A 16,969-nucleotide genomic window follows, 5' to 3' on the forward strand; every position below is an offset into this window, starting at 1 on the left:
ATTATTCTACCAGAGATAACTACTAATATCTAGGGCGATCGAAGCTGAATAATCGGCTGTGCAATAATGATTGGGACGCAGAGATAGTGAGAATTCATTGTAGATAGATGTGATGATGATTGTTTCTGACAAACAGATTCAGCTATTGCAATCTAGATTTGTAACGAGATTGCTGGGTCGATCTTCATATTAGCCATTTGGCTGATATATGTATAGAGATAGTCAGCTTGTACGACAATCGATCTAGCTAGAAAACTATCTTCAGGCGGTAAAATTAAGTCGATCGGTTGTTTGTTGAAACTTTAATTATCGATCGACAGCTAAAGCTGAGATCTGAAGCTCTATTTAAAATCAAACACCCAAATCCTCAATGGAATTTGGATGTCTAGCTATAAAATATTTTTAGTATTAAGTGTGGATAATCTCGATCGATATCGTGCCGATAGCGTCGATCGTTACTATTGATGACCGTTGTGATGAATACCTGTCAAGACATACTCACTATTAACATATTCATCATTATTTGGATCTTCGCGTTCGCGTTCGCGCATTGTCTCTGCTAGCGAATCGCTAGGGAGCAGCTTTTTATCATCTGTATCTTCTACTAAAAACTCAACTGAAACTTGAACTCGAACTTTGCCCTTGCACCAGCGGCGGGTTGCTAGATCGAGGATCTCGCAACTAATCCCTTCCTCGAACCATTGGCAATGTTCGTTGGCTAGTAGGGTCGAACCAGTCATGAGAATCGGAATCTCCAAACCATTTTGACGTAGTTTCTGGTCGATCGATCTACCAACTGCGCCATCAAAAGATTGACCGATGGCTCGTTTTAGCTTTCCAGAACGAAACATTGCCTCTCCAAAGGCAATTACATCATCATCACCACAATCATAGGGAATAAGATTATTTGTCATAACATTTTTCGCGATCGAAGGTTACTACTAGATACCATTAACATGATGCCATAATATACTCAAAACAGACCTTATAGATCGAACCATCCCCGACAGTGGCAATTTCGGTAATTTCGATCGCGATACATCTTGTCTCCAGGATTTCTGTGTGGTGCGCTCGTATCGATCGATACATTGAGATGAATCTCACAGGCTGCCAATCCGATCGCCAGTTGGCTACCGCCAATCGTCGTCATGCTAGCAGCTATCTTACCTCTACAGTAATGACAAAGCCAGCGATCGTCATAACGTGTTACAACTAGGGTGTCTCGCGCACTACCGTTCTACCCATCCGGCTCGGCGTTAGTACTACGTCGCTACTGACGGCAATAAATTGTCGGCTTTGTGCCCAGCGCTACCCCTATCCGTCGGGTATAATCTTGAGCTAGAATTGACATTCCGCAAATCTACTTAGAAATCGTCAGTTTAACTATTATTTAAATGGGATTAAGATCGTGGAAAACAAATTGATGTTGATGATTCCTGGCCCTACACCAGTGCCAGAGAATGTGTTGCTAGCTATGGCAAAGCATCCAATCGGGCATCGCAGTGGTGAATTCAGCCAAATCATGGCAGAGGTTACAGCTAATCTCAAATGGCTGCACCAGACTCAAAATGATGTCTTGATGCTCACCGTCTCCGGTACGGGGGCAATGGAAGCCGGAATTATTAACTTCTTCAGCCCCGGCGATCGCGTCCTGGTCGTCCACAATGGTAAATTTGGCGAACGGTGGGCGGAAGTTGCCAAAGCCTTTGCGCTAGATGTCCAGGAAGTAACCGCACCCTGGGGACAACCGATCGATCCCAATGCTGTCAAATCAGCACTAGACGCCGATACTACTAAAGCGATTAAAGGAGTTATCGTCACCCATAGCGAGACTTCAACCGGGGTAATTAACGACCTGGAGACTATCAGCAAACATATCGCCGCCCACGGTGCGCTGTCGATTGTCGATGCAGTTACCAGTCTGGGAGCGGTCGATGTGCCGATCGATACCTGGGGTCTAGATGTCGTTTGCGCTGGCTCTCAGAAAGGATTTATGATTCCGCCCGGAATGGGCTTTGTCGCGGTGAGCGCCAAAGCTTGGTCGGCTTACAAAACGGCTAAGTTGCCACGCTATTATATGGATTTGGGTAAATATAGCAAAGACGCAGCTAAAAATACTACTCCCTTCACGCCGCCAGTAAATCTGATTTTTGCACTCCAAGCTGCGTTGCAGATGATGCAGGCAGAAGGATTGGCAAATATCTTTGCCCGCCATCAACGTCAGATGCACGCCACCCGCGCCGCGATTACCGCAATGGGTTTACCATTGTACGCGCCGGATGGACATGGCAGTCCCGCGATTACTGCTGTCGCACCGACAACTGTCGATGCCGAGCAGATTCGCAGCACGATGAAGAAGAAATTTGATATCGTCCTGGCTGGCGGTCAGGATGGTCTCAAAGGCAAGATCTTCAGAATCGGGCATTTGGGCTTTGTCTGCGATCGCGACATCCTCACGGCCATTGCCGCCCTTGAAGCCACCATCGCCGAACTCGGTCACACGGGTACTGCTGGGGCTGGTGTCGCGGCTGCGGCAAAGGTTTTATTGAAGTAGGGAACAGATGGGAGATGGGAGATGGGAGATAGGGTAAAAGTTAAAAGGTAAAAGGTAACAGAATAAGTTCCCGTTTCATCTGTTTTATACTTTGCCAGTTGCAAATGCTAAGTCTTTGAAACTCTTACCCATTACTACCCTCCACCCTCTACCCTCTACCCTCTACCCTCTACCACCTCCCATTTCCCATCTCCCATCTCCCACCTCCCATCTCCCATCTCATGCCGCCCAAATTCACCATCCGCAACGATCGGCTGCCATTGGCAGTGTATCGAGAGATCGCCGCTCATCTACAACAGATTGAGGGGATTGTCATTGGCTTTTTAACTCCGATCGAGCGAGAGTTTAACTATACACAAAGCCAGTTAGGTGGATTGGAGATTACTGGAGCCGACGGATTGACCCCACCAGATCTAGTCCGGCTCGATCGCATTCTGAGCTACTATGCCAATCGCTTCGAGGCATGGACATTCGATGGTGAGTCGTAAGTAGTTTAGCCAAAAATTTTAGTCTTTGCTGATTTGAGGGATGATTTCCCTTTGGTGCAACTCCGAAATCCCCCCGTCCCCCCTTCACCCAGTACCCAGTTCACCCGTCTTTCATACCCAGATTCAGCAACGCCGAATTTTAGTCTCGATCGCAATTTTTAGACCGATCGGTCTTCAGCTTTCTCCAGCGATTCTCCTGATGGAGAGGCTACGCCAACGAGATGATTGAGGAGATTTTGTAATATAATCTACATTAATTCAATTTTAGAGCACAACATTTAGAGCCGAAGGAGTGAATTATTTCGATCCAAGGTATCTTTTTTATACCTTAAACTAAGTTGTCAAATTGACAGCTTAGTTATTGTAAGTTGGCTATAATCTAAGCATACTTGCTAAAATTTGATGTAGTTAATAATACTTGAGTGTCACATTTACTTACTTTGAGATAGACAGTCCCCAGCGATTGTTTGCATGAGAAATTCTAGATTGTCAGGATAAATTTTTGGCTATTTAGCAGTCAGAAGCTTACTGTGTGCGACATTTGCTCGATATTTTTAGAAACTAAACATGTTAACTAGATTTTGGGGCAATAATAACAATCGGCAAAAGTTATCGCTCGATGCTTTGATTCTGGGTGCAGCAACGACAACGCCTAGCGCGCAATCGTTAGCCGACGGGTTGCGCGACAATTGTCTAGATAACTTACTGCCGACATCGACTGTCGATGTTCCAGCAGAAAAATGCCGAGCAAAGGTATTTACGACAGTAATTGCTGAGTATGAGACAATGAAGCAAGATGTTCTAGCTGAATCCGAACCCCCAAATTTTACTGTGGCTACAGATGACCCCGAAGCTTGGTATCGTCAAGGAAACTTGTACCGCAATGCAGGTAAGCTAGATGTTGCCTTAGCTTGTTACAACAAAACGTTAGAGTTGCAACCCCACAAGCAGGAAGCTTGGGTAAATTTGGGGTGGGTTTTAGTCGGGTTAGAACGATTGCCAGAGGCACTAGAATCTTACGATCGGGCGATTGAATTAAAGCCTGAAGATGCAGATACTTGGGCAAATCGAGGGTGGGTCATATTTCAGTTGGGAGATTATCGCCAAACAGTGGCGAGTTGCGATCGAGCGATCGCGCTTGCTCCCGCAGATCGATTTAGCTGGTACAACAAGGGGCGCGCGCTGTTTGAATTGCAGGAGTACGACGCTGCGTTGACGGCTTACGATCGAGCATTAACGATTAAGCCAGATGATAGCCGCACCCTCTCGCACAAAGGGTGGTTGTTATTTCACATCGGTCAAATTCAAGCCGCTTGCGGCTGTTACGAACAAAGTTTACAGATCGATCCAGAAGATTGGTATACCTGGAACAATCAAGGTCAAGTCTTATTCCATCTAGGACAAATTGGTGCGGCAATTAAGTCTTATCAACAAGCAACCCAACTCAATGCCCAATTTTATCAAGCTTGGAACAATCTAGGCGTCGCCCACTTCGAGCAAAAAAGTTTTCAAGATGCTCTCCAGTGCTATCGCTGTGCCCTAGATATCGCACCTGAGTTTCAGGCGGCCTGGTACAATCAGGGCAAAGTATTATTTTTCCTGGGTGATTTTGAAGCGGCTTTATCAGCTTATACCAAAGTCACCGAACTCCAGCCGGACTGCGATCGAGCCTGGAATCACTGCGGAAATATTTTATTCCATCTCGGCGAACTCGAACCCGCACTGCGGAGATACGAAGTTGTCACCAAGTTACAACCCCAATTAGCCGAAGGATGGAGCAATCGCGGTCATATCCTCTTGCAACTAGACCGACCTCAAGAGGCACTTAATTGCTATACTCAGGCGACTACCTTAGCGCCCAAAGATGCCGAGGCTTGGAATAATCGTGGTAAGGCGATGTTCCACCTCAAACGGTACGAACATGCCCTCGATTGTTATCGGAAGGCAACCCAGCTCGAACCCACTCACAGCGATGCCTGGAACAATCAGGGTAAAGCACTATTCAAGCTGGGAAGATTTGAGGCAGCGATTAATTGCTACGAGCAAGCCACGCGGCTGCATCCAGATTTTTACACGGCTTGGAATAATCTGGGTGTCGTCTGGTTTCATCTCCAACGCTATGAAGCCGCGATCGTCAGTTACGATCGGACATTGGACATTCAGCCCCAATTTCATCAGGCTTGGTACAACAAGGGCATGGCACTCTTTCATTTGAGTCGGTACGAGCAAGCTCTAGATAGCTACGATCGGACGCTCAAGCTTAAGCCAGATTACCATCAAGCCTGGAATAATTTGGGATTTGTGCTGTTTCATCTAGGACGGTACGAAGAAGCAATTGGCAGCTACAATCACACGCTCAAACTCAATCCAGATTTTTATCCCGCCTGGTACAATCTGGGGATGACGTTCGCCTACCAGGGCAAAGATACCGCAGCGATCGAAAGTTACGACAAAGCTTTGAGTTTTCAGCCCGACGATCCGTATATCTGGCACAGTCGGGGGGTGGCGGTGGCAAAATTAGGTCGCCAAGAAGAAGCTGTGAGTTGTTTCGATCGATCGATCGATTTGTTTGCCGAAAACTATGAACCTTGGTACGAACGCGGTAAAGTTCTCGCCGAACTCGAACGGTATACTGAGGCTAAAGCTAGCTTCGATCGGGCATTACAACTCCGCGCCAAAGATCCGGCGATTTGGCACAGTTATGGGATCGTCCAGGGCTTGCAGCACGATTACACGGCTGCACTGGAAAGTCACGATCGAGCGATTGCGATCGATCCCCATTTTTATGAGGCGTGGTACGAGCGCGGTAATGCACTAGCCGAACTCAAAAGATATGAATACGCGATCGCCAATTACGATCGAGCAATTGTCATCGAGCCAACTTTTTACCCAGCGATTCAAGGTAAAGGACAGGCGTTATTTAAGCTCAATCGCTATGAAGAAGCGATTGCCAGCTACGATGCCGCCATCGAGATCGAGCCGAATTTCGATTGTTGGTATCAGCGCGGTTATGCTTGCTCGCATTTAGATCGGTGGGAAGAGGCGCTATATTGCTACGAACGCGCTCTAGCACTCAATCCCACTGCGGCAACCGTGTGGTACTTTCAAGGTAAAACCCTCCTCAAACTGCAACGCTATCCCGCCGCGCTGGCGGTGTACGATCGGGCACTAGCACTCAATCCCGCAGACTACCACAGTTGGAACGATCGCGGCTTGATTTTGGCACATCTCGATCGCCAAGATGAAGCGATCGCCAGCTATCATAAGGCGATCGAGATTCAAGCCGATTATCATCCCGCTTGGCACAACTTAGGCAAAGAATTAACCCAAATTGGCAACACCGCAGGCGCGTTAGCCGCTTACGATCGGGCGATCGAATTTTATCCCCAAGATCCCGATACCTGGTATGGCTTGGGAAATCTCTTGTGGGAGTTAGATCGCTTGCCAGAAGCTGTCTATGCCTACCAACAAGTCACCAACCTCCAGCCCGATCGCCATCCCGCCTGGTATCGTCAAGGTAAGGCGCTCCAGCAATTGCAGGAATGGGCAACAGCGGCAAATTGTTACGGTCGGGTGATGGCTTTGACTCAGCCTAATTACGACCTGAGTTACAGTCACGGTCTAGTTTTAGCGCAATTACAGCAGTGGGAGGACGCGATCGGTTGTTACGATCGAGCAATCGAATTCAATCCCGATGCCCCAGATGCCTGGTATGCCAAAGGTTTAGCTGAAGCCGCGCTCTATCGCTGGGCAGCCGCCAATGATTGCTACGATCGCGCCCTCGCACTCGATCCGCACAATCAATCGATCCTCTACAACCAAAGCCAAGTTCGAGCAGCCAAAGGCGAATGGGAAACAGCACTCGTCGCCTGTTGTCAAGCAATCGAGATCGATCCCGACAATCCCGCTCTGTGGGCACAACACGGGCGGATCTCGATCGAACTAGGCAACTATCATACTGCGGTCAGCAGCTTACAAACCGCTACTAGCATCCAGCCAGATGTCGCTGGCAACTGGCATCTATTAGGGCAAGCACTTTACCATCAAGGGGAGTTTGTGACCGCCCTGAGTGCCTATCGGCAGGCGTTGGAACTCGCACCCGACCGCGCCGAAACTTGGTATCATCGCGGCTGCTTGCTCGGCAACTTGGAGCGCTGGGAAGATGCCCTCGGGAGTTATGACAAAGCGATTAAATACGACCCCAACTTCGCACTCGCCTGGTACCAGCGCGGTCAGAGCCAGTTTCAACTCAAGGGCGATCCGACCGAAAATCTCCGCAGCTATCAACGCTGCATCGAACTCAATCCCAACTATTCCCCCGCCTGGTACCAACAGGGCAATCTCTATTTTCAACTCGGACAGCTTGAAGCCGCCCTCGATAGCTACCACCGCGCCCTCGAACTCAAGCCCACGGATTATTATATTTGGAACAATCACGGCAACGTCCTGGGATCGCTTAAACGTTATGAAGAAGCGATCGTCAGCTATGATAAAGCGATCGAACTGCAACCCCAATTTTACCAAAGCTGGCACAATCGCGGCAAAGCCTTATTTCATCTCCACCACTATCAAGCCGCCGCCGCCGCCCACGAACGGAGTCTAGAGATTCACGAGCGCGATGCTAATGCCTGGAACGGGCGCGGCATGGCACTCCAGCATCTCGGCTGCTGGCAAGAAGCACTGGCTTGCTACGAGCAAAGTATCGAGATCGACAAACTCGATCCCCTCGTCTGGCTCAATCGGGGACTGGCTTTATTTCAGCTCCAAAAATACGAAGACGCGATCGCCTGTTATGACAACTGCGCGATCCTCAATCCCGAAGACCGTCAAGCCTACCATCATCGCGGCAATGCCCTCCTCGAACTCGGTCAGTGGACAGCGGCGGTAGCGAGCTTCGATCGAGCGTTGACACTTTCGCCCACCTTCGCACCCGCCTGGAATAGTCGCGGCAATGCCCTATTTCAACTCGATAACCTCGAAGGTGCCCTCCATAGTTATCGCCAAGCCACCAAGGTTGCCCCTCAAGACCCGATCGGCTGGAATAACCAAGCAACTACCCATCTCAACCTCCAGCAGTATGCTGAGGCGCTAGAGTGCTATCAGACCAGCATTCAACTCCGCGATGATGATGCCCAAACCTGGTACCGCCAAGCGATCGCCCAGCAAGCTCTCGGTCACATCGATGCGGCAATTGTCAGTCTCGATCGCTCGATCGAGCTAGACCCCGAGTATCCGCCAGCTTGGTATCGTCGGGGCAATCTTCATCTGCTCCAGCATAAGTACGAAGCAGCCTGTACCGACTACGAGGTCACACTCAACCTCGATCCCGATCGCGCCGATGCGTGGAATAGTCGCGGTAATTGCCTCCTCGAACTCGGACGGCTCGACAATGCCCTATTTAGCTTTAAACAAGCTTCGGGACTAGAGCCTGAGCGTTCCGAATTCTGGTTTAATCTAGGTCGGGTTCACAGTGCCCAGCAAGAGTGGGATGAAGCCGAAACCTGCTATCAACGCGCGCGCAGTTTGACTCAGCCAGATTGGTAAAGGGTAATGGGTAAGATTGTAGGCTGGGTTGAGTGAAGCGTTGGCGGAGCCTCTCCCCCAGGAGAAAACCCAACATCACCAAGATCGATTGCTACGGTACGATATGCGAACGCACAGTTTTTGATATAGGAATTTGAAATACTCCTCAGTTTATTTCGTAGTGGCTCGACACGACTAAAAATGTGGGTAAAGCGATCGTCAAACATATTACTAGTTGTATTTTTCAGCGTTCTGAATGCCCACAGTTTTAGTCGTGTCGTCCCAGTAGGGTGGGCAGTGCCCACCAACACAATTATCGATTTAGTAAGATGAATATCTATAGTGATTAATATCGATCCATACTGATAGCAATCTGAAGTTAATGATTTAAAATATTGACGTTCGCGCAGCGTGCCGGAGGCAATCGAGAAGGTGTATAGATACCCGATAATTTTAATCGATCGTTCTGTTAACCGTGGGATTGTTGGGTTTCATTCTTCAACCCAACTACAGCGCGATCGAGAAAACAATACAAACTCATTAGAATAAAAGCAGCTTGTCCCGACTTCTTGAATAAGTTGGGGAGAGCTGATTATTGTAGATATTATTAATGTTTACTTGGCGGTGCAAACCAAGTGCTTAACCACCAGCAGCGAAGGTGAGCATAATTGTCACAGATAACAGCAACCCTGGACAGAGTAGGACAACTAGGAGAATTAAATCTTGGGTAGTCATGTATTTTTCGAGGAGGTAAACTCTGAAGCTTCGATCGGTATTAGTTTCTACTGTAATCGCGATCGTCAGACCCAGCGGGGAAATTATACGATTTCTTAATCTAGTCCGGCGCTCTAATCCCATCTCCCATCTCCCTCAAAATTACATTTAAGTATCTTTTTTGTATTGAGATGGTCGATTTGGATCTTAATGGGGAAATATGGATCTATAACGAATACTTTATAGCCATCGCATATACTATCGCTGCGCTATGTGTACTGCCTGTTGGCGGAGTTTCTCCCGTGAAGCATCGTCAAATCCAGACGCAAAGCCATCGACGGGTTCGCTATCGCGCGGCTTCACCAACGAGTGCTCATCTACCCATATGCCCCAGCCATTCAATCGATCGATTTTGCGGATTCTACCACTGATCTTCCTCTTCAGTCCGCTAGCCGCATTTGCCAAAAGTGGCACGCCCATCGTCCCAATGACGATGGGACAGCCGTATACAGGATCGCTGACCCCATCGCCGAGCAATCCCAACGGTGAAGTGTGTTATGGATTATCCGTAGAGCCAGACACGCGGATTACCCTGAATGTGAAAACAACTGGAGCGGGGATTGTCAAGTTTTCGCTCTATGACAAAACCAAAGGATTGCAGTTTTTTCACAATGATGTTACCAGTAAGTCCCAAGCCGGGGGTAATACCGCCATTGATTCTCGGTTTAGCTTTCCAGCACTGAGCGAAGTGTCACAGCTTTGCTTGACGACTAGCAATCTCAATCGCCCTCAGCAATATAACTTTACCGCAACTGCCAAACCCGGTCGGAGAGCGAAATCTCGGTTGGTACTGCGTCCGGTGGATGTCAATCGCGTGACCCCAATCTCTCGATCGAAACATGCCCCAGTAGTCCACTCCAAAGTCAAGATCCAACCGCCAACGCTTCCCCAGCCGCCATTACTAACAGGGGTAGTGGCAAAGGTACCGATTCCCCCAGCACCACAGGGCGAACCTTATTGCTATGTAGGTACCTGGCAAGTTGCCGATCTCAGTGCCTATTGGCTACCAACAATTAAACAATTTACGCAAGCTAAAGTCACAAATCCCCAAATGCTGGGATATGCCAAGATCGTCATTAATAGAGATGGCAACGCAACATTTGAAGCATTCGATCTGGATCAAAAATACACACTAAAAGTCAAAGAAACTGGAGCGACGATCGGTCGAATTAGTGTAGGTTTATCGGGTAGTGCTAGCGCTAGATTTCAGGTCAACTCCGATAGTAGTCTGACATTTAGCTCCCAAAACTATCAGCGGCTGTCACCCAAACTTAACTTAGGTGATAATTTAAAGCTTAGCGGCGATCGTGTGTTTATGTTATTTGGCGATCGCGATCTACCACCCGTCAAGTCACAATATAAATGTCTCGATCGAGATAATATCAATTTGCAAATATTGCAACCTGGCGGGAAAAAGTCAACTGTGGTTTTGCTCAAACGGATTAATTAGGGGGGAGATAGGAGATGGGAGATGGGAGTGGGGAGATAGAAATAGGGCAAAGTTCTTAAAGTTAAACGGGATCGCAAAAATAGCCGCAGGCAACAAACATCATCAATGTGTCCCAGTATCTTCCATCTCCCATCTCCCATCTAGATTAAGTCTTGTAACCGAACGGTGCGATCCCCAGCCAAATATCGATCGAGACGTGTTTTCAGCAAAAGAAGTAAGCTAAGATCGCACACTATCGGTCAAAATTTCATCACCTGCTCGACTAGTGTGCCCCGATAGACCTCGATCTCCTTCGGCACATCCAATGTAAGCGGAGCATCGAGATCGGTATGCACATACATTAATCCTGAAGTCATAACTCATCTATGCCGCATCCTCTCCACGTCGCCTTTATCTGGCACCAGCATCAACCTCTGTACAAGTACCGCGATGGTAAGTACCGATTACCGTGGGTGCGTTTGCATGGGACTAAAGATTATCTCGATCTGATCTTGCTGCTCGAAAAATACCCAAAACTGCATCAGACGGTCAATTTAGTACCATCGTTGATTTTGCAGTTGGAAGATTATATTGCGGGGACAGCCTTCGATCCCTATTTAGAACTAGCGTTGATGCCCACCGAGCAACTTCAACCTGCTCAAAAGCAGTTTATTATTCGGCACTTTTTTGATGCCAATCATCATACCCTGATCGACCCGCACCCACGCTATAGCGAGCTGTATCACCAACGATCGGAACATGGCGAGCCGTGGTGTTTGGAGCATTGGATCGATCGCGACTATGGGGACTTATTGGCATGGCATAATCTAGCTTGGTTCGATCCGTTATTTTGGGAAGAGTCAGAGATCGCCCATTGGTTGAAACAAGACAGAGACTTTACTTTAAGCGATCGGCAGCGGATTTACTCCAAGCAACGGGAGATCCTGCGGCGGATCGTGCCTCAACATCGCAAGATGCAGGAGTCAGGACAGCTAGAGGTGACGACGACACCTTACACTCACCCGATTTTACCCCTATTGGCAGATACCAACGTCGGGCGGGTGGCGGTGCCGAATATGGACTTACCCAAACGGTTTCAGTGGGCAGAAGATATCCCTCGCCATCTCGGCAAGGCTTGGGACATGTATAAAGATCGCTTCGGCTGCGTCCCACGGGGCTTGTGGCCGTCGGAACAGGCGGTTAGTCCCGAAATGCTACCTTATGTGGCGCGGCAGGGCTTTAAGTGGCTGTGTACCGATGAATCGGTGCTGGGTAATACCCTCAAGCAATACTTCCATCGCGATGGTGCGGGTAATGTGCTGGAACCGGAATTGTTATATCGCCCCTATCAAGTAAGTACGCCCGACGGTGACTTATCGATGGTATTCCGCGATCATCGTTTGTCGGACTTAATTGGCTTTACCTACAGCGGGATGCCAGCAGAGACAGCGGCGGCGGATTTAGTCGGACATTTGCATGAAATTTCTCGATCGCTGGCTGCCAAAGAAGGGCATGGTGGTACTAGTCTAGAGAAACCGTGGCTAGTGACGATCGCTCTCGACGGTGAAAACTGCTGGGAACACTACCATCTCGATGGTAAACCTTTCCTCGAACATCTTTATGGCACCCTCAGCGAAGACGAGACAATCAAACTTGTCACTGTCTCCGAATTCCTCGATGAATTTCCCCCCACAGCCAGCTTCCCTCCCGCAGATCTCCACACGGGTTCGTGGGTAGATGGCAGCCTCACCACCTGGATTGGCGATCCTGCCAAAAACCGCGCCTGGGATCTGCTCACCGCAGCCAGACAAGTACTCGCCAATCATCCCGAAGCTACCGAAGAAACTAATCCTGCCGCTTGGGAAGCTCTCTATGCCGCCGAAGGTTCTGATTGGTTCTGGTGGTTTGGCTATGGGCATTCTTCCAACCAAGATGCGATGTTCGACCAACTCTTCCGCGAACATCTGATCGCGCTGTATCAGGCTTTAAATGAGCCTGTACCCCCCGAATTGCGTCAACCTGTCGAATCCCACGAACGACGCACTACTTACCGTCCAGAGGGCTTTATTCACCCCACGATCGATGGTAGTGGTGACGAGCAAGATTGGAATTTTGCCGGACGTTTAGAAATCGGCGGTGCTAGTGGGACAATGCACCAGGCTAGTCCGATTCAGCGGATCTTCTATGGTGCAGATCACCTCAATTTCTATCTGCGGATGGACTTTAAAGCTGGTGTCAAACCCGGATTGGAGATTCCTAATGAGTTGAATCTGATGTGGTTTTATCCCAAAGAAACCATGCACAATAGCTTGATTCCACTGGCAAACTTACCCCGTCAAGCACCCACTAATTATCGGTTTCACCATCGGTTACTGATCGATTTGACTACCAAGTATACTTGGCTGCATGAAGCGATGGATTACGATCGATGGGAGGCTCGATCGAGCAATGCCCTGGTAGCTTGGGAGAAGTCGCTAGAAATTGCCGTACCGTGGGCTGATTTGCAACTAGAACCCGATTATGGGCTACAAATGTCGCTGATGTTCTCGGATTGCGGACGTTATCGCCAGCATATTCCGGAGCAGGGTTGGATTAGTTTGCAAGTTCCGTAAGTTAGAGGGTAGAGGGTAGAAAAACGAAAATTTGTAGGTTGGGTAGAGCGATAGCGAAACCCAACAAACACTCTGTTATTTATTCAAAATCTTGGCGAATAACCATAGTTATTCGATCGATAACCTCATCAATCTTTGCTTGTTTAAGTACAGCGACTTGTCTGATGATGTTATTTTTATTAGTAGTTGCAATAACATTGGCTCTAATATAACAAGGGCTAATATTGAGCTTACCAATCTCAAAATCTAGCTCGGTTATTTCCACCTCGTTCGCTCTACCAGATTTACTAGTAATCGGACAAAAGATGAGATTATTTCAATCTGAGGGAGCAATTAAAAAAGCTGGTCTTTTTTTAGTTGCTGAGGCATCGGAAAAAGGAAAAAGTACAACTACGACAGCTCCCTTTTGAAAACTATCTAGAGATCTTGCCAAGCTTTATCTTCCTCCTCATTCAGCCACACTTCTGCAAGCGACGATTCGCTGAGGTTTTGCCAGTCTCGAACTAATGGGGATGACTGTTCTAGATTACCTGCTACCAACCAAGAGTTTTGATGTAAAGAAGCTGGGATTTGAATCGAGACAATCTCCGCAGTAGCTAATCGAGTGCTAAGGCTTTCCTGCACTCGATCGATCGCTGCTTGCGGGGTAGCAGCGATAACGTGGCAACCTGGAAGCTCTAAGACAGTAGCGGAAGATTGTCCGTCAGCAGTCTGTTCTAGCAAGACCGTGTAAGTTGAGGCAATCATAAGATCTGATTTTCTGGATGAATCTACATTCTATCTGAAATCGCTCTTTCGATCGCCTGCATACAAAACTGGACAGTGACGATTCGGCTGACAATGACAATTACCCCGTCCAGTTTGCTGTAAATCTCCGCTAGAATTGAGTGAGGACTTAATTAGATTGGGTAGCAACTCGAAAGTCAATATTATTTACACCTGTCTAATCCTGCCGATCTCTTGCTAAAGCCTAATACCTAAAGCCTAAAGCCTTTCCCAACCAAGCACTACTTCCCAGCACTAAGCACCTCAATATGACTATTTTTACGTTGCAATCGGTTAAAAAAGACTTTGGAATTAAAGAGATTCTTAAAGATGGATCGTTTAGCTTAGATGCGGCGGACAAAGTGGGTTTGATCGGGATGAATGGATCGGGAAAATCAACTTTACTCAAGATGATTGCGGGTTTAGAACCGATCGATGGTGGGCAGATTTTACTGAATCCTGGGGTGACGACGATCTATCTACCGCAACAGCCAGAGATGGATCCCAACCATACGGTACTAGAACAGGTATTTGCATCTAGTGGCGAACAGATGCAATTAGTCAGGGATTATGAAGAAATATCTGACAAATTAGCTCATCCCGATCTAGGTGATTCTACAGCATTGCTAGCAAAACTATCGACGGTAATGCAGCGGATGGATGCGACGAATGCGTGGGAATTGGAAACTAAGTCAAAGATTATTCTTACTAAACTAGGCATTCATGATTTTGATGCTAAAGTTGGCGATTTGTCGGGTGGATATCGCAAACGCATCGCTCTCGCAGCAGCGTTATTATCCGAGCCAGATGCTCTATTAATGGACGAGCCTACCAACCATTTAGATGCGATGTCGGTGGAATGGTTGCAGGAGTATTTGAGCCGCTATCGGGGCGCGATCTTATTGATTACACACGATCGCTATTTCTTAGATAAGGTAACTAACCGAATTATTGAGATCGATCGGGGGGATATTTATACTTATAGTGGTAACTATACTTACTATCTAGAAAAGAAAGCCTTAGCCGAAGAATCGATGGTGGGTACCCAGCGCAAACATGCTGGCTTACTCCGCCGAGAATTAGCCTGGTTGCAACGGGGGGCAAAAGCACGCAGTACCAAGCAAAAAGCACGAATTGGACGGGCGGAAGATCTTAAAGAAAAAGAGTTTAAACAGACAACTGGACGCGTAGATATTTCCACTCCCACCCGCCGAATTGGGAAGAAAGTAATCGAAGTTGTTGGTGTATCTAAAAATTACGAAGATCGCCAGATTATTTCTGATTTTACCTACGAATTTTCACCCGAAGATCGGATCGGCATTATCGGTGAAAATGGGGCTGGTAAATCGACGCTGATGGATATCTGTACGGGACGATTGGCACCCGACAAAGGTAGTGTCGATATCGGTACCACCATCCATATCGGCTACTTCGATCAACATTCAGAAGATTTACAAGAAGCAGGTACCGAACAACTCCGCGCGATCGATTATATTAAAGAAGTTGGCGAATACGTTAAAGTTGCCGATGGTACCCAAATTACCGCATCGCAAATGTTAGAGCGGTTTCTGTTTACACCCAACCAACAATATACCCCGATTAATAAACTCTCTGGTGGTGAAAAACGCCGTTTATTTCTATTGCGCGTACTCATGAGTATGCCGAATGTATTAATTCTCGATGAGCCAACCAACGATCTCGACGTGCAAACATTAGGAGTTCTAGAAGAATATCTCTCCGAATTTAATGGCTGCGTCATCGTAGTTTCGCACGATCGGTACTTCCTCGATCGGACTGTTGAGAAAATATTTGCGATCGAATCTGAAGGCAAAATTCGCGAATATCCCGGTAACTATTCCGTCTATCTCGACTACAAACAAGCCGAAGCCAACGCCGAAAAATTAGCAGCTAAGAATCAGCTAAATACTAAAAAAGTCGCCCCAACAGTAGCCGCACCAGAACCACCTAAACCCGATACCCAAAAACGTAAATTATCCACCTGGGAGCAACGCGAATTTACCAAACTCGAAGCCCAAATTGCCAAACTCGAAGCAGACAAAACTAAACTAGAACAACAATTAGCGCACTCGCCGAATGCAGCATATAGTGAGCTTCAGAAAATAACTGCGGAATTAGAGAAAGTTAATCAATCGATCGATACTACCAGCGAACGTTGGCTAGAATTAGCTGAGTTTGCGTAGCTTTAAACCTCGATTTTTATTTAAACGCTGTTGCCATCTTTAAGTTTCTAGTCCGCGTAGGCGGACTTTGCATCACCAGCGGCGGTTTCAACCGCTGGCTAACCTGTGACATTACTAGATTCAGCCTAAGTGTCACCCTTTAATACAGACTACTTGCTTGAGAGTGGCGACTACTTCTACTAAATCAGATTGATTTTCCATCACTTTATCGATCGATTTATAGGCTGCTGGAATTTCGTCGAGTAATTCTGTATCTTTGCGACATTCAACGCCACTAGTTTGAGCGATTAGATCGTCTAAAGTATAAGTATTTTTTGCCATCGCTCTCGACATAATGCGTCCCGCGCCGTGAGAACAACTACAGAAACTTTGGGCGTTACCTTTGCCTTTAACGATGTAAGATTTAGTCCCCATCGAACCGGGGATAATGCCATAATCTTCTGTCTGAGCGCGGACTGCGCCTTTACGAGTTACATAGACTTCTTCACCGAAATGTATTTCTTTCTCGGCGTAATTGTGATGGCAATTAATCTCAAGTAATGGTTTCATTTTTTTACCACCATTAAGATGCTGCTCCATAATCCGCACAAATCTCGCCATCATCACATCGCGATTGGTTTTGG

The 16,969-nt window shown here is 47.5% G+C and carries 12 protein-coding genes; 6 read left to right on the forward strand and 6 right to left on the reverse strand.

The window, feature by feature from the left end:
- Positions 1 to 458: 458 nt before the first annotated feature.
- Entirely contained in the window at positions 459 to 914 is a 456-nt protein-coding gene (locus RMO35_RS12880; RefSeq protein ID WP_309741690.1) for a KGK domain-containing protein, read from the reverse strand.
- 71 nt (positions 915 to 985) lie between these two features.
- A complete protein-coding gene (locus RMO35_RS12885; RefSeq protein ID WP_309741691.1) occupies positions 986 to 1,150 on the reverse strand; it encodes a hypothetical protein in 165 nt (54 codons plus the stop codon).
- A gap of 258 nt (positions 1,151 to 1,408) precedes the next feature.
- Between RMO35_RS12885 and RMO35_RS12890 the strand changes: the two genes are divergently transcribed.
- From RMO35_RS12890 to RMO35_RS12900, 3 genes are all read left to right on the forward strand, one after another.
- Positions 1,409 to 2,554 carry an alanine--glyoxylate aminotransferase family protein gene (locus RMO35_RS12890; RefSeq protein WP_309741692.1) on the forward strand — a complete coding sequence of 382 codons (1,146 nt, stop codon included), beginning with the start codon at positions 1,409 to 1,411 and terminating at the stop codon, positions 2,552 to 2,554.
- Positions 2,555 to 2,775: 221 nt separating this feature from the next.
- A complete protein-coding gene (locus RMO35_RS12895; RefSeq protein ID WP_309741693.1) occupies positions 2,776 to 3,042 on the forward strand; it encodes a hypothetical protein in 267 nt (88 codons plus the stop codon).
- A gap of 567 nt (positions 3,043 to 3,609) precedes the next feature.
- Positions 3,610 to 8,586 carry a tetratricopeptide repeat protein gene (locus tag RMO35_RS12900; protein WP_309741695.1) on the forward strand — a complete coding sequence of 1,659 codons (4,977 nt, stop codon included), beginning with the start codon at positions 3,610 to 3,612 and terminating at the stop codon, positions 8,584 to 8,586.
- A 618-nt stretch (positions 8,587 to 9,204) separates the two neighbouring features.
- On the opposite strand, the gene RMO35_RS12905 is transcribed toward RMO35_RS12900, so the two are convergent.
- Complete coding sequence (locus tag RMO35_RS12905; RefSeq protein WP_309741702.1) at positions 9,205 to 9,423, reverse strand: hypothetical protein; 219 nt, start codon at positions 9,421 to 9,423, stop codon at positions 9,205 to 9,207.
- A gap of 241 nt (positions 9,424 to 9,664) precedes the next feature.
- Between RMO35_RS12905 and RMO35_RS12910 the strand changes: the two genes are divergently transcribed.
- Both RMO35_RS12910 and RMO35_RS12915 read left to right on the forward strand, forming a co-directional pair.
- Positions 9,665 to 10,789, forward strand: a complete 1,125-nt coding sequence (locus RMO35_RS12910) for a hypothetical protein (protein WP_309741696.1) — start codon at positions 9,665 to 9,667, stop codon at positions 10,787 to 10,789.
- 365 nt (positions 10,790 to 11,154) lie between these two features.
- Positions 11,155 to 13,380: a glycoside hydrolase gene (locus RMO35_RS12915; RefSeq protein WP_309741697.1), complete on the forward strand. Its 2,226-nt coding sequence runs from the start codon at positions 11,155 to 11,157 to the stop codon at positions 13,378 to 13,380.
- A 79-nt stretch (positions 13,381 to 13,459) separates the two neighbouring features.
- Here the strand turns inward: RMO35_RS12915 and RMO35_RS12920 are convergent, their stop codons facing one another.
- A complete protein-coding gene (locus RMO35_RS12920) occupies positions 13,460 to 13,645 on the reverse strand; it encodes a hypothetical protein (RefSeq protein ID WP_309741698.1) in 186 nt (61 codons plus the stop codon).
- A gap of 152 nt (positions 13,646 to 13,797) precedes the next feature.
- On the reverse strand, positions 13,798 to 14,127 hold the full coding sequence (locus RMO35_RS12925) for a type II toxin-antitoxin system HicB family antitoxin (protein ID WP_309741699.1): 330 nt from the start codon (positions 14,125 to 14,127) through the stop codon (positions 13,798 to 13,800).
- Positions 14,128 to 14,414: 287 nt separating this feature from the next.
- Between RMO35_RS12925 and RMO35_RS12930 the strand changes: the two genes are divergently transcribed.
- The gene (locus RMO35_RS12930) at positions 14,415 to 16,346 is read left to right on the forward strand and encodes an ABC-F family ATP-binding cassette domain-containing protein (protein WP_309741700.1); all 1,932 of its coding nucleotides are present in this window, start codon (positions 14,415 to 14,417) and stop codon (positions 16,344 to 16,346) included.
- A gap of 132 nt (positions 16,347 to 16,478) precedes the next feature.
- Here RMO35_RS12930 and RMO35_RS12935 read toward each other — a convergent pair.
- The coding region (locus RMO35_RS12935) for an RtcB family protein (RefSeq protein ID WP_309741701.1) at positions 16,479 to 16,969 on the reverse strand (491 nt) is incomplete at its 5' end.

It is taken from the genome of Chamaesiphon sp. OTE_20_metabat_361 (genome assembly GCF_031364565.1).